This is a genomic window from Thalassospira sp. A40-3 (assembly GCF_015871485.1).
GTDB classification, from domain to species: domain Bacteria; phylum Pseudomonadota; class Alphaproteobacteria; order Rhodospirillales; family Thalassospiraceae; genus Thalassospira; species Thalassospira tepidiphila.
Genome location: NZ_CP065428.1, coordinates 2,157,760 through 2,180,295, shown reverse-complemented (window position 1 = coordinate 2,180,295; position 22,536 = coordinate 2,157,760). Strand labels below are relative to the sequence as shown.

Here is a 22,536-nt window from a genome sequence, read left to right as displayed (position 1 = left end):
CCTACATCTCCGTGCGCGGGCCATAGGCATGGCGTTCGCGCAAAATCAGATCATTGTTGCGCAGGCGTTCCATGGCTTTGCCATAGACGGTGTCTGGCGCATATTGACCATCTGTCCGGTCACCTGTTGCCATTCCGGTCAGAAGCTCAATCGCATCATTGATGTGTTCAACGGTCCAGATGTTGAACTTGCCCTGGCGAATGGCCTGAACGACTTCCTCGCGCAGGACAACGTTTTCCGCATTGGCCGAGGGAATGATCACGCCCTGATCACCGGTAAAACCCTGATCGGCGCAAATGCGATAGAAGCCTTCGATCTTGTGCGAAATACCGCCAACCGGCTGTGCCTGGCCAAACTGGTTCATCGACCCCGTAATGCCAACATTCTGGCGCATCGGGATGTTTGAAACAGCGGAAATGATGGCGCAAAGTTCCGCCATCGAAGCCGAATCGCCTTCGATCCCGCCATAGTTCTGCTCAAACGTCACGTTACAGGCGAATGAGAGCGGAAAGTCCTGCGCAAAGCGCGATTTCAGGAAGCCTTCGATGATCATCACAGACTTTTGCTGCAATGGGCCCGACATATCGACCATGCGTTCGATGTTTAAAACGCCGAGGCTGCCGACATAGGACCGTGCCGACACGCGTGCTGGTAGGCCAAAGGCATGATCGCCGTAATCGAGAACCGTCAGTGCGTTGACCTGACCAACCACGCTGCCAAAGCTGTCGATCAGGATTTCGCGCCTTTGGACCCGTTCATGGGATCGGTCTTCAAGGCGTGAATTGCGATGGCGCCGCTCCTCGATCGCACGCCGTACATCCGCCGCACGAATGGTTTCGCGGCCTTCGGCCTTGCTGAGTGCGCCGGCCTCGATCGCGACATCTTCGACCCGTTCAATCTGGGCTGTCAGCTTGTCGCGTTCACCCGCCCAACGCGCCGCCTGACCAAGCAATTGACGGATCGCACCATTATCGACCGGGATGCCGGAGCGTGACAGGGCGGATGCCCGCAGAAGCCCGGTATAGATCGAAATGTTGCGACCAGCTGCTGGCATGTCGGCATCAATATCTGCCTTGACCCGGAAGTGATTTCGGAAATCTACATCCAGCGAGAAGAAGGTGTAATAAAACTTCGGTGCGCCGACGATAACCACCTTGAGATCAAGCGGGATCGGGCGCGGTTCCGGTGCGCCTGCGGTCGGCGGGCCGCCCTTGTGGGTTTCCTCAATACGGATTTCACGGTCACGGAGGGCTGCCTTCAAAAAGCCCCAGCATTCTTCGTGTTCCAGAAGGCTTTCCGCACGCAAAACAAGAACGCCGCCATTGGCGCGATGAAGCGCGCCCGGCTTGATCAGGCTGAAATGCGGATGCATGCCGCCCCCCATCGGGCGGTACTGAATTTGCCCAAACAGGTTATCGTAGCTTGGACTCGGTTCAAGCACGACATCGGGGTGGTTATCACGCGAATGATCGATCAGCAGGTTGACGGCATAGCGATCATCGACCGTTTCGGGGATCTTGCCATCACCGCTTTCGATGGCGGGTTGGTCGCTGGCTTCCTCGAACGCGTCGATATTGTCGAGAATGTCTTTTTCAAGCGCGTCGAACCATGCCTTAAGGCCGGGGCTTGTGAATTTGTCGCGCAGTTTCTTGATGCGCGGTTTCAGAACAACCTTTGCTGCTCCGCGTCGCAAACTATCAAGGGTGTCGGCGATCTGTTCTTCGAGGTCGCGGGTGGAAAGCAGCGTTTTGCGGGCTTCTTCGGCGACTTCCTCAAACGCGTCTTCGGCCTCGTTGCGGCGATCCTTGGGGATCTCATCGAGTGAAACCGGTTCGCCTTCCTCGTTCAGCGCGACGATCATTACGCCTTTTTCGTTTTCCTGAACATCCAGACCGCGTTCACGGGCGTATTCACGCAACGCATCGAACTTTTCGCGAAGCTGCGCACGCGCTTCTTCGGTCTGGGTCTGGGTCTCGGTCAGGTGGGCCGGGGCGTTGAAGGCCGAGGCAAAAGCTTCGCGCAGATGCGTGATCAGCGTTTCCATCGCCGCCAAAAGTTTTTGGCCCTGACCAGCCGGAAGGGCATAGGGGCGCGGCCGATTGGTGCGCGAAAAATTGTTCAGATAGACCCAATCATCAGGGGCTTCGCGTTCTTCCATGGCCTTGTTGAGGTAATCGAGTGTCGCCGTCATGCGGCCAGCGCGATCAAGACCAAGAACAAATATGTTGAAACCGGGTTCGGACATCGAAAGTCCGAATTTAAGAGCCTCTGCCGCGCGGTAATGCGATGAAAAATCGAATATTTTCGGCTGTTGGTCTTTGTGTGGGCTGCGAATACGGAAATGCGGGAAACCGCAATCATCTGCGTCAAGGCGGGAAACTGGCATCTGCTGACTTTCTGCTGCCCAAGATCAAGGTATCAAGTAGGGGCAAGAAGCTCCTGCAGCATATCTTGGAAGCAACGCAATCACGTGGTCAAGCGTTGCGTGCGGAAATAATTGAAATGCCAGTAATAACCGTGACTTCGCCTCAAAATTCCACGGTCATCATGTACAAGAAAAACCTTGCGTTACATGACGACGGAATTGCCAAAATCACTGCTCTGAAGCAGGCGGTCGACGATTTGCACGCCGCGGCGCAATCTTTCGGGGGATCGTTCTGCGCCGAAGCACAGGCGCATACCCCTTGGCACGTGGCCAACAGCGAATTGCTGTGCTGCGGTCAGAAGAACGCCATTGTTGGCCGCATCCATCACCAGTTCACTGGTGTCGATATGTTCGGGAAGTTCCAGCCAGATGTGATAGTTGGTCGGGTGGAAACGGATATCATAACCCTTGAGCGTGCCAAGCACGATCGCCAGACGTTTGGCCGCTTCTTCGCGGTGCCATGCCTCGAACTGGGCAAGGCTGCCATCCATGATCATGCGTGTGACAAGTTCAAGGTTGATGGTTGAAACCATCCAGCAGGTGGACCGGATTGCACTGGCAAGTTTGCCGATCATTTCGCCCGGTGCATGGATATAACCGACACGCAAACCACCACCGATGCTTTTTGATACGCCATCAAGATAAATGCTGCGTTCCGGTGCAAAGCAAGACAGCGGGGGTGGGGCATCCGGATCAAGGAAGTGGTAAATGCCGTCTTCGATCAATGTCAGATCATATTTACGCAGGATTTCCGCAATTTCGATGCGGCGTTTCTGGCTCATGGTGCTGCATAGCGGGTTGTGCAGCGTCGGCATCAGATAAATCGCACGCGGGCTTTGTGTGCGGCACATGTTTTCCAGTGCGTCAGGCATGATGCCGTCGTCGTCCATGGCCACACCGCGCAGACGGAACTGCAACAAATTGGCAAGGCTGCGCAGGTTGGGATAGGTGAGTTCCTCGCACAGGACAAGATCGCCGGGGCGCACTGTCGCCAGCAGCGAGACTGTCATGCCATGTTGAACACCAGCCGTTGGTAAAACGCGTTCCGGATTGTCATCCAGCCCCAGTCTTCCGGCGGAAAAAGCCAATGCTTCACGCTGATGGGCAACGCCATATTCCGATTTGTACGACACCATATCGTCCGTCGACATGGTGGTCGCAACCTCAATCAGGGTCTCGCGAATGCGCCCTTCCCTTGGCGGGAGAGGGCAGTTCATCCTGAAATTGATCGGTCCGGTATCTTCGGTCTCGTTTGACTGGGAATTCGTCGATGGCGCAGTACCGGTAGATCGTGCGAGCTGGGTGAGGTTGTTGGTAAATGCCATCGGAATCGGGGCGGTGGCCGCCATATCAAGTTCCGACTGGATATTGTCGAGCACATAGGTTCCACGGCCAACTTCACCGGCCACCAGCCCCAATCTTTCCGCCTCGCGGTAGGAGCGGGTAATTGTGCCAACCGTGACGCCAAGTTGATAGGCGAGGTCGCGGTGGGTGGGCAGTCGGTCTCCGGGTTTCAGAGAGCCGTCTTTGACTGCTTTGCGGATGGCTTGCGCGATCTGTCGATAAACAGGACCGCCAGCCTCATCAAGTTTCGGGAACCATATTGTCATGGTGACAATGTTTAAATTGACACAATAATAATGTCAATGACAAAACAATATCGAGACAATTCACCGAAAGGAGATGGAAATGGTAAATTGTAACGATACAATCCAGATTCCTGGCATCAATGTCACTGAGCGCACAGTAAGCACCTCTAAACAGGCCAAGCAGCCTGTGACCTGGCGTGCCGCGATCATTGGTGTGATGATCTCTGCGGCTGAATATCTTGCCCGTCTGCAGGCGCATTCGCGCGATCGTCACGCTTTGCAAAGGCTTGATGATCATATGCTTAAGGATGTCGGGCTGACCCGATCAGATATCGAACAGGAACTGTCAAAGCCGTTCCTGTAAGGTTTCCCCCGGCGCGGCTCGCCACCGCCGCGTTTGACGGAGGCACTTTGCTCCCATTGTGCCTCCGTTCGGCGGGAAGCGGCTGTAAACGCAAATTGTCACGATTTTGATCTATCAGGGATACAATACAATGTTTAATACAGGTGAGTTGCGCGAGGCCGCGGATTTTGTGCATCAATATGTTGCGCCGACGCCGACAATTCAGTGGCCGCTGCTTGATCGCGCGACCGGATTGTCCCTGTATGTGAAACACGAAAATCATACCCGACTTGGTGCGTTCAAAATCCGGGGTGGACTGACCTTTTGTCGTTATCTCGGAAAGTCGGTTGATGTGAACCGCGGGATTATCTCGGCGACACGGGGCAACCATGGTCAAAGCCTTGCCCATGCGGCCAGCCGTTTTGGTATGCCTGCGACCATTATTGTCCCGCATGGCAATTCCGTTGAAAAGAACGCCGCCATGCGGGCCTGGGGGGCAGAGGTGATTGAACATGGTCATGACTTCCAGGAGGCAGCGGAATACGCCAAGGCACTTGCCACCAAGGAAGACCTTGTAATGGTCCCGCCGTTCCATCGGGAACTTGTGCGTGGTGTCGCGTCCTATGGGTTGGAGCTTTTTGACGCTATTTCCGGTCTGGATCGTATCTATGTGCCGGTTGGCATGGGATCCGGGATTTGTTCGATGATCACGGTGCGTGATGCGCTGGGCCTTAAGACCGAAATTATTGGTGTGGTTGCAACGGGTGCGGATGCCATACGTCAGTCATTCATGGCCGGTGAAATCATCCAGACACCAACGGCCAATACATTCGCCGACGGGGTTGCCTGTCGTAGCCCGGACCCCAGCGCGTTTGAGATCATTAAAAGCGGTGCTGCGGACATTGTTGCTGTCGATGATGAACAGATCGCGGATGCCATGCGCCTTTATTTCAGTTCGTGCCACACCATTGCCGAGGGGGCAGGTGCCGTGCCGCTGGCGGCTGCAATTGCACAGCGCGAAAGCAATATCGGCAAGAAGGTCGCCGTTGTGTTGACCGGGGCGAACATTGATCGCGCCGACTTTGCGCGCATCCTTTCAGGAGAAAACAAATGAACAGCATTTCAAATCGTTCAGATGACAGCCCCACTGTTGATGAACGTCATCTCATGTTTGATGACCTTGAAAAACTTGGCCGCATTCTTGTGGAAACAGGTGATGTCGCGCACAGCTTTATTCAGGGTGCGGATAACATGGATGTAACCTGCCGCGATTTCTCTGCCTTTGACCCCTCGCGCCCCATGCCGGGGCAGGGACGCGGTGCGCTTGATGCGTTGCGGGCAGCGAAGGAAGAAATTCTGCCGCTGCTCGCCGCATCAATTGGTCCTCGTTATCTTGGATTTGTTACCGGCGGCACGACGCCAGCCGCCCTTGTCGGCGATTGGCTTGTCAGTGCAATTGATCAGAATGCCACCGGACCGGAAGGATCGGTCAATGCCGCGGTTGAAGAACAGGTCATCAACTGGTTGTGTGAACTGGGTGGTGTGCCGTCAGATACGTTTGATGGTGTTTTGACGACCGGTGCAACGGTATCAAACCTTTTGGGGCTGGTTGCGGCCCGCCAGTGGTGTGGTGAACAGATTGGTGTGAATGTCGATGCCGATGGTGCAAGCGTTCTGCCAGATCTTGAGATTTTTGCCGCGAGTCCGCACGCCAGCATGATCAAGGATTTGTCGATTGCCGGCATTGGTCGTAACAGCTTTACCAAGGTCGCAACCACGCCGGGATCGGAAGAAACCGATATTGCCGACCTCAAGGCCAAGCTTGTGGCCAGTGACGCGCGCGCCAAGATCGTTATTGCGTCGGCCGGGACGGTGAACGCGACCGATTTCGATAACCTTGATGCGATTGCCGATTTGTGTCGTGAATTCGGCGCATGGCTTCATATCGATGCCGCGTTTGGCTTTTTCGCTGCCCTGGATGATCGTCGTGCCCACCTTACTAGGGGAATAGCGCGCGCGGACTCCATCACATCAGACGGGCATAAGTGGCTCAATGTCCCGTATGATTGCGGGATTTTCCTGACCCGTCATATTTCGGTGCTGGAGACATGCTGTCGCGCCTTCGCGCCGTATCTCGATACCAAGGCGGACGGGAATAGCTATATCAATCGCGGGGTCGAAAATTCCAGACGCTTCCGCGCGTTGCCGCTTTGGATGGCGATGACGGCTTATGGTCGCGACGGAATTGCATCCATCATCCGGGCAAACTGCGATCAGGCGGCAAACTTGGCCGCGTGGATTCGCATTCATGAGAAGCTCGAACTACTGCGTGAACCCAAACTCAATGTGACAATGTTCGCATCGCGTGGAACTGATGACGAGAATCGGGCATTGCTCCAGCGTATCAAAGAAACCGGCAAGGTTTTCCTGACACCGACGGTTTATGGCGGTCGTTTCGGATTCCGCGCGGCATTCAGCAACTGGCGGACCCGCGACGAAGATCTTGTGGTCGTCAAGCAGGCCATTCAAACGGCCTTGTAAAGGCGAACCCAAATCATCGATAACCCATGCGATGTATCGACTTGTACATCAAACATATGCCGAGTTCAGGATAAGACGATGACGACCCAAACCCTGCCGATCTATCAGATAGATGCCTTCACCGATGTTTTGTTTGCCGGCAATCCGGCGGCGGTTGTGCCGTTATCGGACTGGTTGCCTGATGACGTGCTGCAAAAAATCGCGATGGAAAACAATCTCTCGGAAACGGCCTTTTTCGTACCAAATGCCGGTGACGAGGCCGATTTTCATATTCGTTGGTTTACGCCGACCGTCGAGGTGCCGCTGTGTGGCCACGCGACGCTTGCAAGTGCATTTGTGATTTTCAATCGGCTTGGTTTTGAGGGCGATCTGATCAAGTTGCAAAGCCAAAGCGGCGTTTTGACCGCCCGGCGCGAAGGTGATGCGATTGTCCTGAACTTCCCGAAACAACCGATCAAGCGTGAAACTGTCTCTGAGGAGGTGGTTGAGGCGCTTGGCGGAGTTAAGCCCGCCGAGACATTTGGCGTGGTAAGCCGTGATACCGACATTGTGATTGTCTATGATGACGCTGCCATTGTGCGAAATATGCGCCCGGATATGTCGGCGTTGGGCAAATTGGCGGGGCGCGGTGTGATTGTTACGGCACCCAGCGATAAAACCGGACTTGATATGATTTCACGTTATTTCCTGCCAGCACTAGGCATCAATGAAGATCCGGTCACCGGTTATATGCACTGTGTCGTTGGGCCTTATTGGGCAGAAAAACTGGGGCAGGTCGATGTTGTCGGATATCAGGCGTCCGCGCGCGGTGGTGTGGTTGCCTGCAAAATCGACGGTGACCGTGTGCATCTCAAGGGCGAAGCTGTTCAGTACCTCAAAGGGGAAATCACGGTTCCGGCATGATTGGCCTGGCGGTGTCGGGCAATGAATTCAAAAGGGCGGGCAATCTGGTATTTGCCCGCCTTTCCTTGTTCAAGGGGCCTGTATTCTGTCTGGGGTATTCTACCGACTAATCCGCATTCGAACTGATTTGCTTTGTTTTTTTATTGACCGCGCTATAGGGCTTTCGTCTAAGTAAAAGGCAAAATGAAACGATTGTGGACAGATCTCGCCGGTGCAAAGGTGCGCGATAACCGCAAGAATGCAGGCTTTACAGGGGAAAGTTTATCGTGCTCGAAAGTGTTGTTGCCAGTTCTGCAACGCCGATGCAGATGTGGGTGGTCCTAGCACTCGTTGCCGGATCGCTTGTTCTGTATGGGTTGGAGCGCATCTCGCTCGAACTGACCAGTATTGCGCTTATCGCAACGCTTTTGCTTTTCTTTGATTTTTTCCCGCTGCTTGATGCGGATGGTGAAAACCTGATGGGGCCTGCCACGGTCATGTCGGGCTTTGCCAACCCGGCCTTGCTGACGGTGTTGTCCTTGCTGGTTGTCGGGCAGGGAATGGTTCTGACCGGGGGTGTCAGTTACATCGCCGGTCTGATTACCGAACATGGCGGTAAGAATGCCTCGATTGCGATTTTCGTCGGGTTGTTCGTTGTGATGGTATTGTCGGCCTTCCTGAATAATACGCCGGTTGTTGTTATCTTTATCCCGATTATTCAGGCACTTGCCGAGCGTATTGAACGTTCCCCATCGGCATTGATGATCCCGCTTTCCTATGCGGCGATCCTTGGCGGCATGACGACCCTGATCGGTTCATCTACCAACCTTCTGGTATCAAGTTCCCTGATCGAACTCGGCATGCCGGGGCTTGAATTCTTTGAGTTCACAACGATTGGCAGCGTGCTTGCCCTGACCGGCTTCGTCTATGTCCTGTTGATTGCGCCGCGCCTGCTTCCGGCGTTGGCATCCATGCGCAGCAAGCTTGCGAATCCCGATAGCAGCGGCAAGCAGTTCATTGCACAGATCACTGTTGGGCCAGCGGCCAACATGATCGGCACAAAGCCGGTGGCCGGGTTCTTCAAGAACCTGCCAAATATCACCGTTCAGATGATTGTTCGGCGCGAACATGCTGAACTGCCGCCGTTTGAAGATGATATGGAAATCCAGGCGGGCGACGTTCTGGTGGTTGCCGCCACCCGCAAGGCACTGACCGAAGCCCTGCAAAAGGATCCGGGATTGTTGCATTCAGACGCCGCCGCCGTTGGTGCAGACGGTGACGAAACCCCGCAGAAATCCACGCAGTTGCTGGCCGAAGTCATGTTGCCGCCGGGGTCGCGCCTGATTGGTTTCAACCTTGAACAGATCGGTTTCCGCTATCAGTACAAGTGCCTTGTGCTTGGTATCCAGCGTCGTTCGCGCATGATCCGAAGCCAGATGACCGAGATCCGGCTTGAGGCCGGGGACGTTTTGCTGGTGCAAGGACGATCAGAGGATGTCGAGGCCCTTCGCACCATCCGCGACGTTGTGTTGCTTGAATGGTCGACGAGAACCTTGCCCCGTCCATTCCATGCGCGTCGGGCTGCGGCCATTTTCCTGGGCGTTATTGCGCTTGCTGCGACCGGTGTCGTGCCGATCATGGTTTCAAGCTTTATTGGTGCCGGATTGATGATCGCATCCGGCGCGCTTAATTTGCGTCAGGCATCGCGCGCAATTGATCGCAAGATTGTTTTGCTCGTTGCCGCTGCACTAGCGCTTGGTAATGCGTTGCAATTGACCGGCGGCGCGGAATTCGTTGCTGATCAGTTGTTGGCCGCAACCCGCGGTGCACCCGCACCGGTTATTCTGTCACTGTTCTTCCTGATTGTGGCGGGCTTTACCAACGTTCTGTCCAACAATGCCTGTGCGGTTCTTTTTACGCCCATCGGCATTGGCATGGCCCAGCAACTTGGTGTGGAGCCACATGTTTTTGCGATTGCGGTGGTGATGGCGGCCAACTGTTCGTTTGCATCGCCCGTCGGGTATCAAACCAACCTTCTTGTCATGGGGCCGGGGCACTATCGGTTTATCGACTTCCTGAAGGCAGGGACACCGCTGATCATTATTCTTTGGATTGCGTTCAGCCTGTTTGCGCCTTGGTATTACGACATCCCGTTCTAAGGCGCATAAACCAACGAATGAATTTTGGTGGCGGTTCGTTTCAGCCATGCAAAAATGGCTGTCATGTCTGTGTGGAAGGCGTTTGACTTTTGCCTTTGGCGCAATAGGATCGGGTCGCTTGAATATTCAAGACTAACCTGCATTGGTTATCCTTCTTTCTCAGGAACTTACAGATGGCCCAGACTGCCGTACTTGCAAAGCCGACCACTCGTCCGACCAGCCCGAATTTTTCGTCGGGTCCGTGCAAAAAACGCCCGGGTTGGTCCGCAGACGCATTGCAGACGGAGATCCTTGGCCGTTCACATCGATCCAAGCTGGGCAAGCAGCGCCTTGAAGAGGTGATTGACCGTTCGCGCGCAATTTTGAACCTGCCAGAAGATTATCTGTTGGGTGTGGTACCGGCATCCGATACCGGTGCCGTTGAAATGGCGCTGTGGTCGATGCTGGGCGCACGCGGCGTTGATATGCTGGCGTGGGAAAGCTTCGGGGCGACCTGGGTCACCGATGTGATCAAGCAGCTCAAGCTTGATGATGTGCGCACCCTTGAAGCCGATTACGGCAAACTGCCGGATCTGGCATCGGTTGATTTTGATCGCGATGTTGTCTTTACCTGGAACGGCACGACGGCCGGTGTCCGTGTGCCCAATGGCGACTGGATTGCTGATGACCGCAAGGGGTTGACCATTTGCGATGCGACCTCGGCCATCTTTGCCATGGAACTTCCGTGGGACAAGCTCGATGTCGTGACCTATAGCTGGCAGAAGGTTCTGGGCGGCGAGGGTGGTCACGGGATCATTATCCTGAGCCCGCGTGCCGTTGAACGCCTTGAAAGCTATACGCCATCATGGCCGATGCCGAAAATCTTCCGCATGACCAAGGGCGGCAAACTGATTGACGGCATTTTCCGCGGCGAAACCATCAACACGCCATCGATGTTGGTTGTCGAAGATGCCATTGATGCCTTGAAATGGGCCGAAGAGATTGGTGGCCTTAAAGGGCTTCTGAAACGTACCCGCGCAAGCCGGGCGCATCTTGATGCGTGGCTTGCCAGCAGCGACTGGGCGGCCGACCTTGCCGAGGATCCGGCAACCGGCTCAAACACCTCGATGTGTATCAAGATTGTCGATCCATGGGCGCTTGGTCTGTCTGAAGATCAGCAGGCTTTGCTGCCGAAAAAGATTTCGCAGCTTCTTGAAGCGGAAAATATAGCACTTGATATCAACGGGTATCGTGATGCACCTCCGGGACTGCGTATTTGGGGTGGTGCAACCGTTGAGCCCAGCGATATCAAGGCTTTGCTGCCTTGGCTTGATTGGGCATATGCGGTGGTAAAAGCCGAATTTGCGGCCAACTAGGAAATAATTCGTACGTATTATTTGCGTTACAGGGTTTTTCCCCGTTGCTCTGTCCGGCACAACGCGGTAGTAACCGCTACCGGATAGTGAGCCCTGAGCGTTGCTCGGGATATTATCAATTTAAATCTGCGCGCCTCGTCCGGGAAAGCACACAAAATGACCGAACTTGCCAGGAAAGCTCTTTTGCCCGCCGGCCTGCAGGATGTCCTGCCAGGAACCGCTGCACGGGAAGCTGAAATCCGTGAAAAGCTGATGGCCAGTCTGGCGCATGCAGGCTATGACCGCGTGAAAACGCCACTGGTCGAGTTCGAAGAAAGCCTGCTTGAAGGTGCTGCACCGGAATTGTCGACCCAGACGTTCCGTTTGATGGACCCTGAGTCCCGCCGCATGATGGGCGTTCGTTCGGATATGACACCCCAGGTCGGACGCATTGCAGCAACCCGTCTGGTGGATGCGCCCCGTCCTCTTCGTCTTTCCTATTCCGGCGATGTCCTGCGGATCAAGGGATCGCATCTGCGCCCTGAACGCCAGTTCGCTCAGGTCGGTGCCGAGTTGATCGGTGTGTCGAGTGCTGCTGCTGATACAGAGATTGTTCTGCTCGCACTCGAAGCTTTGGAAAGCATCGGTTTGGCAGATGTTTCGGTTGACCTTAATTTGCCAACACTCCCGGTTCGTCTTTTTGATGCCTTTGGTGTGTCGCGCGATGACCGTGAAGTATTGACCGAGGCGCTTGAACGTCGTGATGTCGCGGCTCTTCGTGCTGCCGATGGCAAAGTTACCGATGTTCTGGTTGCCTTGCTTGAGGCCGCTGGCCCGGCACAGTCCGCTTTGCCGAAACTCAAAAAGCTCGAACTGCCGCTTGGTGCGTCTGAGGAACTTTATCGTCTGATCGATGTCGCAGAACGCGTTCTGGCGTCCGGCCTTGACGCAGCGCTTACCATTGATCCGGTCGAGATGGCCGGTTTCCGTTACCAGACCGGCGTCAGCTTTACGCTGTTTGCGCGCAACGTACGTGGCGAAATCGGCCGTGGTGGCCGTTATCGTGCCGGTGGTGCATCGGGCGAAGCTGCAACGGGTATGTCGCTTTATATGGACAGCATTCTGCGCGGTCTTCCAGATGCCGAGCCGGTTGATCGTGTTTATCTGCCGCTTGGTACGCCACAGCGTGAAGCGCGCAAATTGCGTGCCGAAGGCCATTACACGGTTGCCGCGCTTGAAGGTGCGGCCGAGGCCAAAACCGAAGCTGCCGCGCGCATCGAAGCGCAAGGCATGGGCTGCAATCATATTTATATCGGCGGTCAGGTTGTGCCGCTGAACGCCTAATCGAACGAACTTTTTATCGCGCAAGGAGTTTTGCGATGACCAATGTTGCCGTGATCGGTTCCCAGTGGGGGGACGAAGGTAAAGGCAAGATCGTCGACTGGCTGTCCGAACGGGCAGACGTTGTTGTGCGTTTCCAGGGTGGTCACAACGCCGGTCATACTTTGGTGATCGACGGAACCACCTATAAGCTGAGCCTTCTGCCGTCAGGTATCGTCCGTGAAAACAAACTTTCGGTGATCGGCAACGGCGTTGTTGTTGATCCGTGGGCGCTGCTTGCCGAAATCGGCCGCTTGAAAGAGCAGGGCGTGGACATCACCCCGGAAAACCTGCGTCTGGCGGAAAATGCCTGCCTGATCCTGCCGCTGCATGGCAATCTTGATCGTGCGCGCGAAGCGGCGGCTTCGGGCGACAACAAGATCGGCACCACCGGTCGTGGCATTGGCCCGGCATATGAAGACCGCGTTGGTCGCCGTGCGATCCGCGTTGGTGATCTGGCAGACACTGATCTGCTTGAAGCCAAGGTCGAAAACCTTCTGACGCATCATAATGCACTTCTGCGTGGCTTGGGTCAGCCGGAAGTCGACGGTGCGGAACTGCTTGCGCAGCTTAAGGAAATCGCGCCGAAAATCCTGCCGTTCTCCGACACTGTCTGGAAGTCGCTTAATCAGTTCAAGGAAGCGGGTAAACGCATCCTTTTCGAAGGCGCACAGGGCACGATGCTTGACGTTGATCACGGCACGTATCCGTTTGTGACCTCGTCGAACACTGTTTCCGGTCAGGCTGCTGCTGGCTCTGGTATGGGTCCGTCGGGCGTTGGTTATGTTCTGGGTATCACCAAGGCATACACCACCCGTGTTGGTGAAGGTCCGTTCCCGTCCGAACTGTTTGATGAAGACGGCGAACGTCTTGGTCAGCGCGGTCACGAGTTCGGTGTTGTCACCGGTCGTAAGCGTCGTTGTGGCTGGTTTGATGCGGCCCTTGTCCGTCAGTCGGTCAAGGTCAACGGCATCACCGGTATTGCGCTTACCAAGCTGGATGTTCTTGATGGCTTTGATGAAATCAAGATCTGCACCGGTTATGACATTGATGGCAAAATCTATGATCATCTGCCGGCCAACCAGCGTCTGCAGGCAAAAGCCAAGCCGGTTTATGAAACCATCGACGGCTGGTCGGAAACGACCATGGGCGCGCGTAGCTGGGCCGACCTTCCGGCAACAGCGATCAAATATGTTCGCCGCATCGAAGAGCTGATTGAAGCGCCGGTTGCGCTTCTGTCAACCAGCCCGGAGCGCGATGATACCATTCTGGTGCACGATCCGTTCAGCGCCTGATTGCCTGAATTTACGAACTTCGAAAGCCACCAGTTTATGACTGGTGGCTTTTTTGTTTGCAGTTGCGGGTCTTACTGTTCATCCATGACTGCGCCTAAGGGATAACAGCTTGCCGACAGGGGGGATCACAAGTATCGTTTTATCAACCTTTTGAGGATAGCGTTCTGAGGGTTAGGTCAGGAAGACTTTTGGCCCAAGTAAGTGCGTCACTGAGGGAATGATAACCTGTAAAGAAATATCGGGACCATGGCAGAGCAAGCAGAAGATCAGGAACAGGACGTTTCGAATGGTGCTGCGACAGGGCCGGTGATGGATGCACCGTGCGGCGGTGCACCTGCGCCTGAGGAACCCGAAGAATCCCCAGAACGTGATGGTGTCGCGATCAATGCAGGCGGCAAAAGTGTCGAGATCGGCAATTTTCGCGTCTTTCTGGATTTGCGGATGCCCGAATTCGATATGGGCCATTGCAAGGCCTATTCGGCTGACAATCTCCGAAGGGAAGAGGGCAGCGCCTTTGCGCTGGTAACCGATCCGGTTCTTCCGACACGCCATGACCATCTGACCTTCCTGGCCGGTATGCATATGGCCGGTCAGATTGACCTTATCGATTATGAAACCGCCTACTGGCCGCCAATTGGTCGCAAGACGATGGTGCTTTTCTATGAAAAACCGGCAGGCGGAAAGGTCGTCGCGCGCGAACACAAGAAACTCGCCATCGATGAGCATGATATCGCCACGGTTGTGGTCGAGCCGTTGATGAATGCCATGCAGGCATTCAGCGAGAAAGGGCTGGCACACCGCAATATTCGCGCCGATAACCTGTTCTTTGCCGATCCCATGCGTGAAAAGGTCGTGCTTGGCGATTGTGCCAGTGGCCCGCCCGGTTATGATCAGCCAGCTGTTTATGAGACCACGGCACGTATGAGTGCTGATCCTGCCGGTCGTGGTTCAGGCAATGCGACCGACGATTTCTATGCACTTGGCATGACTTTGGCCGAGCTTGGCATCGGTCGCCAGCCACTCAAAAAGCTGAATGACCAGGAAATTATCGAGCTTAAACTTGCCAAAGGGTCGTTTCAGGCAATCGCATCACACGAAAAGCTGCCGCTTGTTCTGATTGAACCTGTTCGTGGCCTGTTGTGTGATGACCCTGAAGAACGCTGGGGCTTTGCCGAGTTGAACGCCTGGCTGGACGGAAGACGCACCAAGCCGGTTCAGGCCAATACTGAAAAGCGGGCAGCGCGGTCTCAAAACCTGGCAGGTCGGGATTATTATACCGTGCGCTCATTGGCGCAGGGGATCGCCAAGAATTGGGTAACCGCGCTTGGCCCGTTGCGTGACAGCACGGTCGAAGTCTGGTTGCGGCGTGGCCTTGGCGATAATGATCGCGCCAAGGCGCTATCGGATGCCATGCGACAACTGCAGTGGGCCGGGACGGATAAACGGTCGGCAGAGGACGTGTTGGTTGCGCGGTCCATCCTGATTCTGGATCCGGCAGGCCCGATCCGGTTCAAGGGCTTTTCGTCGATGGTCGACGGGCTTGGTTTCATGCTGTCCTATGATGTCCAACATGGGAAGGGGCCCCAACGTTTTGCCGACGTGATCGTGCGCGATATTCCATCTTTCTGGTTTGGCCGTCAGATGGGATACAGCCCCGAGGTCCAGAGGCAACAGCAGCTATACAAGAACCTGCGCTATTACATTCAGCAGCAAAGTGCCGGTTACGGATATGAGCGCTGCCTCTATGCGACCGTTCGCAACCAGCATTGCCTGAGCCCGCTGGTCGAAGAGGAATATGTCGTCGAGATCGCAGATCTACTGCCAGCCCTTGAAAAGGCAGCCGAAACCGCATCCGAAGAAAGCTGGCCGGTGGATCGTCATATCGCTGCCTTCATTGCCGCCCGCCTTGAGGACGATGTCGAAGGGCAGTTGTTGGCGATGCAAAACCCGTCAGACGAGGTCGAATATAGTCGCGCAATCATCAGCATGCTGGCGATTGTGCAATGGCGCCATGGGCCGGACAATTTGCAGAACCTGTCGCATTGGGTTGCGCGTTTGATGGAACCGGCGATCAAGGTATTCCATAGCAAGGCACGTCGTGAACGGGTCGAGACCGAGATTCCCAAACTGGCCAAACGCGGCAATCTTGTCGAACTGTATAACCTGATCAATGACGAACAGGAACGTCGCAAGGACCAGTCAGAGTTTGTCGAGGCCGTTGCGGAATATTCCGAAGCGGAAAGCGAAGTGTTTGATCTTGAATCTTCAGGGCCGGCCCGTATGGAGCTGGCCGAAAAGGTCGGGCAACAGGCGGCTGCTTTCGCGTCTACCATGATCGCACTCCTGACAGTGTCCGCTCTGTTCTTGATGCATATCTTTTAAGGGATCGCCATGGCAAAGGGTAAACGAGCAGGCACAAGAAAGGGCGGTCGCAGCGCATTTTCCGGCTTGTCGGTTATTGCATCCGCCGTGCTGCTGTTCATGGTCGCACTTCCCACATTTATCACGTTGACGGTCGGGCTGTTGCCATCGCTTGTGGCCTTTATCTTTGATCGCAGTGCGGGCAGGACGATGGCGCGGTGTGTCTTTGGGCTGAACTTTTCAGGGGTCGCGCCCTATATTCTGGAAGTCTGGATGCAGCCATCGCAAACGGTTGGCGGGGCAACACAGGCCGTTTTCCAGCCCTTGGCGCTGTCGATCATGTATGGGGCAGCGGGCCTTGGTTGGCTTCTATACCTCGCCATGCCGCCAATTGTTGCCAATGTCCTGAACCTGGCAGCCCAGCGTCGTGTCAGTGAACTGCGCAAGAAGCAGCGCGGACTTATCAAAACCTGGGGCGATAGTCTGATCAAGGAAGTGGATCGGTCCGGGAACTGATCACTGCGTGAACTGATTAAAAAAGACCATGCAAAAAGAAAGCGGCGGACAATGTCCGCCGCAAGTTGTTTCAGAAGGGACGCAAAGCAGGCAGTATTAGTGAGGCTGGTCCGTATGGATCGATTTGCGGACCTTTTCAAAGGCGCGTACTTCGATCTGACGGATGCGTTCGCGCGAGATGCCATAGGCAAGGCTCAGGTTTTCAAGCGTGACCGGGCTTTCAAGCAGGCGGCGCTGCGTCAGAATATCGCGTTCACGATCATTGAGATGCGACATCGCGTTTTTGAGCATGCTCATGCGCTGCAGGAATTCTTCACGCTTGCCATAAAGGGTTTCCTGGTCTTCGTCATCGCTTTCGATCCAGTCGACCCATTCACCGTCACCCTCAATACGGACCGGCGCATTCAGTGAGTGATCCGGACCGGCCAGGCGGCGGTTCATCATCACAACGTCATCTTCGGACACATTGAGTTTGGTCGCGATCAGCTCGACCTGTTCAGGTTGAAGGTCGCCTTCATCGATTGCCTGCATCTGGCTTTTGAGTTTGCGCAGGTTGAAGAACAGCTTTTTCTGTGCGGCAGTCGTGCCCATTTTCACAAGCGACCATGAATGCAGGATGTATTCCTGGATGGCGGCGCGGATCCACCACATTGCATATGTCGCAAGGCGGAAGCCCTTATCCGGGTCGAAGCGTTTTACCGACTGCAGCAGGCCGACATTGCCCTCGGAAATGAGTTCATTGATCGGCAGGCCATAACCGCGGTAACTCATCGCGATCTTGGCGACCAGGCGCAAGTGGCTGGTAATCAGTTTTTCAGCAGATTTATCGCAATCCTTGTCCCGGAAATTACAGGCATAGGTCGTCTCCTGTTCCGGGGTAAGCATCGGGTAGCGGCGTATACGTTGAAGGTATACCGTGAGACCATCTTGAGAGATAGTTGGAAGAGCGTTTCCTTGCTTCATCAAAGCCTCCCGTATTGCTTTCTAAAAGTGCATCTTACCCCTTGCACTTTTTAAGAGCTTATACGGGAGTATTAGAAACCGTCAATGGAAAATTAGACAGTAAGGCTAGTATCAACTATTCAAAGGTATAGTTCCAGGGCCTTTATCAGCGCCAAAAGGTCACCTGGTATAGGTGCCTCTGTGGATATATAGGCACCTGTGCGAGGGTGCAGAAATCCTAACGTTCGGGCATGCAGCGCCTGTTTGTTGAATGCGTTCAAAATCTGTTGCGCTTCTAGGTTGAGTTTGCCAGCTGGTCTGTTTCGGCTGTAAACCGGATCACATACAAGTGCGTGCCCGATATGGTTCATATGAACACGAATTTGATGCGTCCGTCCGGTTGCAAGGCGGCATTCAACAAGGGACGCCAACGAGTCGTCGCGAGTTTGCAGAGTCTTGTAGTGTGTGAGGGCATATTTCCCCCCTTTTTTGACCACCGCCATCTTTTTCCGATTGCGCGGGCTGCGGCCAATATTGCCTTCGATATCACCGGAACGGGGGCGGGGAACGCCCCACACGACCGCAAGGTAGGCGCGCTCAATGTTTTCCTTGTCCTCGGCAAACAGGTTTGAAAGGGCGCGATGGGCGGCATCGTTCTTGGCGACCACCATTGCGCCGCTGGTGTCCTTGTCCAGCCTGTGCACGATCCCCGGGCGTTTAACCCCGCCAATACCCGAAAGACTGTCCCCGCAGTGGGCCAGGAGCGCATTAACAAGCGTTCCGCTTTCATTGCCGGCTGCGGGATGAACAACCATGCCGGCGGGCTTGTTGATCACCAGCAGGTCTTCATCTTCAAAAAGCACATCAAGTTTGATGTTTTCTGGTGTCGGTTCGGCCATTTCCGGTTCGGGCACGCTCAGATCAAAAACATCACCAGCCTTGACCTTGGCGGACATCTTGGCTGCAGGCGTGCCATTGACGCAAAGCTGACCGTCTTCGATCAAGGCCTTGATCCGCGAACGCGACTGATTGGGCCAGGCGGTCGCCAACACCTTATCAAGGCGGGCACCTTCGTCCTGGTTAGTCGCAGTATAGGTCAGGTTTTCAGACATCGTTTGCTATTGGCATGGTTTGATTGGGTGACTGTAATGATGCATGTGTTCGCCGCTTTTAGCGCTTTGTCCGGCGATTGCAACGAATTGCGACAAGTTGCTTCATTTGGCGTTGTTGCCTTGCAATTGATCGTGCTTGTCGCTATGGCCTTGAAACAGGGTACGTATGATCGCGCGTGTAGCGAGCATGCAGGTTTCATCAAACTTTGTCAGTTGGAAATACGATGCGTGTAGTTAAGGCTCTGGTCGCGTTCATGGGCATTCTGATCGTGGTGGGTATCGGACTTGTCGTCTATGGCCTGTCGCTTGAAAAGAACGCCCCAGACACAAGTGTCGAGCAAAATGCACCAACGGTGACGCCGTCCGTGCCATTTGCAGGTGGCGATAATGCGGCCGCGCAAGGTGCTCTTGGCACGTTCGGTGATGTCGTTATCGACCTTGAAGAAGGTGAACGTCTTGTTGGCTATTCTGTCGATGGTGCGCAGGCAACGCTCCATATCGAAGGTCGGAACGGGGATAGAGCACGTCTTGTTATCGTTTCCTTAAGCGAAAAGAAGGTCCTTGGCCGTATCCTTTTACAACAGGACGCGCAGTAGTCTGAAACCACAAGGGCGTGTGCAGCGATGGCAAACGGGCAGGGGATCGCAAACAACAACTCGTCAGGTGGCGATGATCAGACCCACATCGCGCTTGGCAAAGCCCTGCATGAAGAAATACGCGATTTTGCCGCTGTTAGATGGCCGGAGGAAGCCTGTGGACTTCTGATTGCGGCCATCGATACCCCGAACCGGATCGATCGTGTTGTGTTTGCGCGCAACGTCGCGGAAGATCCGCTAACCACGTTTGAAATTGATCCGCAAACCCTGATTGATGCGCATCGTACTGCGCGGCAAAAGCGGGAGCGCGTTGTGGGATGTTTTCATTCCCATCCCAATGGCAAGGCCCTGCCATCGCCGACAGATCGCGCACGCGCTGATGAAAATGGTTTTTTGTGGCTGATCATTGCCACCGAACATAATCGTGCAGGCGACAGCGGCCTTTATCGCATCATTCACCAATCAACCGCCGACGCGGCAGAGCAATCTGAACTGCGCTATTTCCGGCGCTGCCAGATTATTGGTGGCTAAGGTTTGGTAATGCGCCTTGGTTTACCCTTCCAGTGCTTCGACAATCTGCTTTGGCGACAGTGTCCCAATCGCAGTGTCTTTGGCATCACGCACCGTCATTGACGTGCCATTGGCAAGCGCAACAGGCAGGATATCGGCAAGACGTGCATTTGCCGCAATGCTCGGCCAGTCTTCATTTACCGCTTGGCTTTCTCCAGACGTGATCGGCTCCATAATCGACTTTGCGCGCAAGACGCGTGATCTGTTCACATCGCGCGTAAAGGCCTGGACATAGTCATCTGCGGGCTTAAGCACGATCTCTTCCGGCCGTCCGGCCTGCACAAGCTTGCCGTCTTTCAGGATCGCGATCCGGTCGCCGATCTTAAGCGCCTCGTCCAGATCATGGGTAATGAACACGATGGTCTTGTGAAGCTCCGCCTGAAGCTTCATCAGCTCATCCTGCATGTCAGACCGTATCAATGGATCAAGGGCGGAGAAAGCCTCATCCATCAGCAAGACTTCCGGATCGGTGGCAAGTGCCCGGGCAAGGCCGACACGTTGCTGCATGCCGCCCGATAGTTGATCAGGATATTTGGCCTCATACCCCGCCAGACCCACACGTTCGATCCATTTAGATGCGGCGGCTTCGCGTTCCTTGCGCGCAGTACCCTGGATTTCGAGCCCATAGGCAACGTTATCCATCACGTTGCGATGGGGAAGCAGGCCAAAGCGCTGAAACACCATGCCAAGCCGCTTGCGGCGAAAGGCATTCAGGGTCGGAATATCCATCGCAAGGATATCTTCGCCACCAAATGATACTTCGCCCGCTGTCGGATCAATCAGGCGATTAAGATGGCGAATAAGCGTTGATTTCCCCGATCCAGACAAGCCCATGACGACGAAGGTTTCCCCTTGTTCAATCGACAGGGAGACATCGTGAAGACCAACCGTATGACCGGTTTTGGCAAGGATTTCATCCTTGTCTGCACCGCCCTTTACCAGTTCAAGTGCGGATTGCGGATCAGGCCCGAAGATTTTGAAAATATTGCGGATCTCGATGTAACTCATCACGCGTCCTCCGCATCGTGCGATCGTTGTGATCGCTTGCCATAGGCCTGACCGATCCGGTCAAACACCACGGCCAGAAGCACAATCGCAACCCCGGCTTCCATCCCCGCACCAACGTCCAGACGCTGAATACCCATCAGGACCTGTTCCCCCAATCCGCGTGCGCCAATCATCGAGGCAATGACGACCATCGAAATTGACATCATCGTCGTCTGGTTGATCCCGGCCATGATGTTGGGAAGTGCGAGCGGCAACTGCACACCAAACAGGATCTGCTTGCGGCTGGCGCCAAAGGATCGCGACGCTTCAAGCACTTCCTGATCAACAAGCCGGATACCAAGATCGGTCAGGCGCATGACGGGCGGGGCGGCATAGATCACCGTCGCCAGAATGGCCGGAACCTTGCCCAATCCAAACAACATCAGGGCAGGGATCAGATAGACGAAACTCGGCATGGTCTGCATGGTATCAAGGATCGGCAACATGACGGCCCGCAAACGATTGGACATTGCCATGGCAATGCCGACCGGAATGCCAATCAGAACCGATAGCGATGTCGCGACAATCATCAGGGCAAGGGTTTGCATTGCCTTGTCCCAAAGACCCAGCATGCCAATGGCAAACATGGCGATGACCAGCCCGACAACCAGCTTCCAGTTCTTGCTGGCATGCCAGGTGATCGCGGCAATGGCGATCAAGACCACCCACCAGGGTGCACCACGCAAGACCTGCTCGAGTGCCACCAGAACGGTCAGCAAACTGTCGGCAAAGGCCTCAAACGCCGCGCCGTAATTGACCACCAGCCAATCAACAAACTGATTGACCCACTTGCCCAAAGGCACATTCAACTGTTCTGGAAACATGGCGCAATTGGCCCGATCTGCTCAAAAAATCAATGAGCGTAAGAGCCTAACAAGATCACGTGGACCGCGCGACAGTAAATCGAACTATGACTGACATCTCCTGACTTCTTTTGGTAGCCTGTTAATGTGATTGATAATCCAGAGGCCAGCCAAAGCCGTAAATCATAGACAATATTGTTTTCCTGAGAGGTTGCGATGATCACTGTGTTCTTTGATGGAAAATGCGGTTTGTGTTCGCGCGAAATCAATTACTACCGCAATATCGCACCAAAAGGCGTTTTCGAATGGCGCGACGTCACGGAACACGCAGGCGATCTTGAAAAGCACGGCATCTCACTTGTCGAAGGGCTAAAGCAAATGCGTGCCCTAGATTCAGATGGGCGATGGCATGCAGGTGCTGATGCGTTCATTTTGATCTGGCGTCAGCTAGACAGATGGCGTGTTTTGGCAGCGGTTATTGCTCTGCCTGTTATTCGGCAGATCGCAAATCTTGTTTATCGCCTATGGGCCGCATGGCGCTTCAAGCGCCTTACACACTGCCAGTTGGCGGCTTTTGAGGATGGATCCCGGCCGACCTAGTTTATTCAATTATCGTCGTATTTTTCTTGCTAAACAAAACA

General features: G+C 54.7%; 19 protein-coding genes. 13 read left to right on the top strand and 6 right to left on the bottom strand.

Annotated elements, in window-relative coordinates; all coding sequences use genetic code 11:
* Window position 1: 1 nt before the first annotated feature.
* Window positions 2–2,386 carry an ATP-binding protein gene (locus tag IT893_RS09885; RefSeq protein WP_120224866.1) on the bottom strand — a complete coding sequence of 795 codons (2,385 nt, stop codon included), beginning with the start codon at window positions 2,384–2,386 and terminating at the stop codon, window positions 2–4.
* Window positions 2,387–2,568: 182 nt separating this feature from the next.
* Window positions 2,569–4,035: a PLP-dependent aminotransferase family protein gene (locus tag IT893_RS09880; RefSeq protein ID WP_197145054.1), complete on the bottom strand. Its 1,467-nt coding sequence runs from the start codon at window positions 4,033–4,035 to the stop codon at window positions 2,569–2,571.
* A gap of 79 nt (window positions 4,036–4,114) precedes the next feature.
* Between IT893_RS09880 and IT893_RS09875 the strand changes: the two genes are divergently transcribed.
* The 10 genes from IT893_RS09875 (at window position 4,115) to IT893_RS09830 (ending at window position 16,825) form a co-directional block, all read left to right on the top strand.
* Window positions 4,115–4,378, top strand: coding sequence for a DUF1127 domain-containing protein (locus tag IT893_RS09875; RefSeq protein WP_197145053.1), 264 nt, complete (start codon window positions 4,115–4,117; stop codon window positions 4,376–4,378).
* Window positions 4,379–4,508: 130 nt separating this feature from the next.
* A complete protein-coding gene (locus tag IT893_RS09870) occupies window positions 4,509–5,471 on the top strand; it encodes a threonine dehydratase (RefSeq protein WP_197145052.1) in 963 nt (320 codons plus the stop codon).
* On the top strand, window positions 5,468–6,898 hold the full coding sequence (locus IT893_RS09865; RefSeq protein ID WP_197145051.1) for a pyridoxal-dependent decarboxylase: 1,431 nt from the start codon (window positions 5,468–5,470) through the stop codon (window positions 6,896–6,898). The genes IT893_RS09870 and IT893_RS09865 overlap by 4 nt, the downstream gene beginning before the upstream one ends.
* Window positions 6,899–6,976: 78 nt before the next feature.
* Entirely contained in the window at window positions 6,977–7,801 is an 825-nt protein-coding gene (locus IT893_RS09860; protein ID WP_197145050.1) for a PhzF family phenazine biosynthesis protein, read from the top strand.
* Between the two features lie 266 nt (window positions 7,802–8,067).
* Window positions 8,068–9,939, top strand: a complete 1,872-nt coding sequence (locus IT893_RS09855; RefSeq protein ID WP_008890832.1) for an SLC13 family permease — start codon at window positions 8,068–8,070, stop codon at window positions 9,937–9,939.
* A 173-nt stretch (window positions 9,940–10,112) separates the two neighbouring features.
* Window positions 10,113–11,294, top strand: a complete 1,182-nt coding sequence (locus tag IT893_RS09850; protein WP_197147617.1) for a phosphoserine transaminase — start codon at window positions 10,113–10,115, stop codon at window positions 11,292–11,294.
* Window positions 11,295–11,450: 156 nt separating this feature from the next.
* A complete protein-coding gene (locus IT893_RS09845) occupies window positions 11,451–12,617 on the top strand; it encodes an ATP phosphoribosyltransferase regulatory subunit (protein ID WP_197147616.1) in 1,167 nt (388 codons plus the stop codon).
* Window positions 12,618–12,652: 35 nt separating this feature from the next.
* Entirely contained in the window at window positions 12,653–13,948 is a 1,296-nt protein-coding gene (locus tag IT893_RS09840) for an adenylosuccinate synthase (protein WP_063089905.1), read from the top strand.
* 246 nt (window positions 13,949–14,194) lie between these two features.
* On the top strand, window positions 14,195–16,330 hold the full coding sequence (locus IT893_RS09835) for a protein kinase family protein (protein ID WP_197147615.1): 2,136 nt from the start codon (window positions 14,195–14,197) through the stop codon (window positions 16,328–16,330).
* A gap of 9 nt (window positions 16,331–16,339) precedes the next feature.
* On the top strand, window positions 16,340–16,825 hold the full coding sequence (locus IT893_RS09830) for a hypothetical protein (RefSeq protein WP_197147614.1): 486 nt from the start codon (window positions 16,340–16,342) through the stop codon (window positions 16,823–16,825).
* A gap of 96 nt (window positions 16,826–16,921) precedes the next feature.
* On the opposite strand, the gene rpoH is transcribed toward IT893_RS09830, so the two are convergent.
* Both rpoH and IT893_RS09820 read right to left on the bottom strand, forming a co-directional pair.
* A complete protein-coding gene (rpoH, locus tag IT893_RS09825) occupies window positions 16,922–17,788 on the bottom strand; it encodes an RNA polymerase sigma factor RpoH (protein ID WP_197147613.1) in 867 nt (288 codons plus the stop codon).
* 119 nt (window positions 17,789–17,907) lie between these two features.
* Entirely contained in the window at window positions 17,908–18,879 is a 972-nt protein-coding gene (locus IT893_RS09820) for an RluA family pseudouridine synthase (protein WP_197147612.1), read from the bottom strand.
* A 224-nt stretch (window positions 18,880–19,103) separates the two neighbouring features.
* On the opposite strand from IT893_RS09820, the gene IT893_RS09815 reads away from it, so the two are divergent.
* The gene (locus IT893_RS09815) at window positions 19,104–19,475 is read left to right on the top strand and encodes a hypothetical protein (RefSeq protein ID WP_197147611.1); all 372 of its coding nucleotides are present in this window, start codon (window positions 19,104–19,106) and stop codon (window positions 19,473–19,475) included.
* A 27-nt stretch (window positions 19,476–19,502) separates the two neighbouring features.
* Entirely contained in the window at window positions 19,503–20,006 is a 504-nt protein-coding gene (locus tag IT893_RS09810) for a Mov34/MPN/PAD-1 family protein (RefSeq protein ID WP_197147610.1), read from the top strand.
* Window positions 20,007–20,027: 21 nt separating this feature from the next.
* On the opposite strand, the gene IT893_RS09805 is transcribed toward IT893_RS09810, so the two are convergent.
* A complete protein-coding gene (locus IT893_RS09805; protein ID WP_197147609.1) occupies window positions 20,028–21,053 on the bottom strand; it encodes a glycine betaine/L-proline ABC transporter ATP-binding protein in 1,026 nt (341 codons plus the stop codon).
* The gene (locus IT893_RS09800; RefSeq protein WP_064780883.1) at window positions 21,053–21,916 is read right to left on the bottom strand and encodes a proline/glycine betaine ABC transporter permease; all 864 of its coding nucleotides are present in this window, start codon (window positions 21,914–21,916) and stop codon (window positions 21,053–21,055) included. Before IT893_RS09800 ends, IT893_RS09805 begins: the two co-directional genes overlap by 1 nt.
* A 195-nt stretch (window positions 21,917–22,111) precedes the next feature.
* Between IT893_RS09800 and IT893_RS09795 the strand changes: the two genes are divergently transcribed.
* Window positions 22,112–22,495: a thiol-disulfide oxidoreductase DCC family protein gene (locus IT893_RS09795; protein WP_197147608.1), complete on the top strand. Its 384-nt coding sequence runs from the start codon at window positions 22,112–22,114 to the stop codon at window positions 22,493–22,495.
* Window positions 22,496–22,536: the final 41 nt, after the last annotated feature.

Coding starts and splice junctions, on each gene's coding strand:
- IT893_RS09885 (WP_120224866.1), bottom strand. CDS start 2,386: ATGCCAGTTTCCCGCCTTGACGCAGATGATTGCGGTTTCCCGCATTTC.
- IT893_RS09880 (WP_197145054.1), bottom strand. CDS start 4,035: ATGACAATATGGTTCCCGAAACTTGATGAGGCTGGCGGTCCTGTTTAT.
- IT893_RS09875 (WP_197145053.1), top strand. CDS start 4,115: ATGGTAAATTGTAACGATACAATCCAGATTCCTGGCATCAATGTCACT.
- IT893_RS09870 (WP_197145052.1), top strand. CDS start 4,509: ATGTTTAATACAGGTGAGTTGCGCGAGGCCGCGGATTTTGTGCATCAA.
- IT893_RS09865 (WP_197145051.1), top strand. CDS start 5,468: ATGAACAGCATTTCAAATCGTTCAGATGACAGCCCCACTGTTGATGAA.
- IT893_RS09860 (WP_197145050.1), top strand. CDS start 6,977: ATGACGACCCAAACCCTGCCGATCTATCAGATAGATGCCTTCACCGAT.
- IT893_RS09850 (WP_197147617.1), top strand. CDS start 10,113: ATGGCCCAGACTGCCGTACTTGCAAAGCCGACCACTCGTCCGACCAGC.
- IT893_RS09845 (WP_197147616.1), top strand. CDS start 11,451: ATGACCGAACTTGCCAGGAAAGCTCTTTTGCCCGCCGGCCTGCAGGAT.
- IT893_RS09840 (WP_063089905.1), top strand. CDS start 12,653: ATGACCAATGTTGCCGTGATCGGTTCCCAGTGGGGGGACGAAGGTAAA.
- IT893_RS09835 (WP_197147615.1), top strand. CDS start 14,195: ATGGCAGAGCAAGCAGAAGATCAGGAACAGGACGTTTCGAATGGTGCT.
- IT893_RS09830 (WP_197147614.1), top strand. CDS start 16,340: ATGGCAAAGGGTAAACGAGCAGGCACAAGAAAGGGCGGTCGCAGCGCA.
- rpoH (WP_197147613.1), bottom strand. CDS start 17,788: ATGAAGCAAGGAAACGCTCTTCCAACTATCTCTCAAGATGGTCTCACG.
- IT893_RS09820 (WP_197147612.1), bottom strand. CDS start 18,879: ATGTCTGAAAACCTGACCTATACTGCGACTAACCAGGACGAAGGTGCC.
- IT893_RS09815 (WP_197147611.1), top strand. CDS start 19,104: ATGCGTGTAGTTAAGGCTCTGGTCGCGTTCATGGGCATTCTGATCGTG.
- IT893_RS09810 (WP_197147610.1), top strand. CDS start 19,503: ATGGCAAACGGGCAGGGGATCGCAAACAACAACTCGTCAGGTGGCGAT.
- IT893_RS09805 (WP_197147609.1), bottom strand. CDS start 21,053: ATGAGTTACATCGAGATCCGCAATATTTTCAAAATCTTCGGGCCTGAT.
- IT893_RS09800 (WP_064780883.1), bottom strand. CDS start 21,916: ATGTTTCCAGAACAGTTGAATGTGCCTTTGGGCAAGTGGGTCAATCAG.
- IT893_RS09795 (WP_197147608.1), top strand. CDS start 22,112: ATGATCACTGTGTTCTTTGATGGAAAATGCGGTTTGTGTTCGCGCGAA.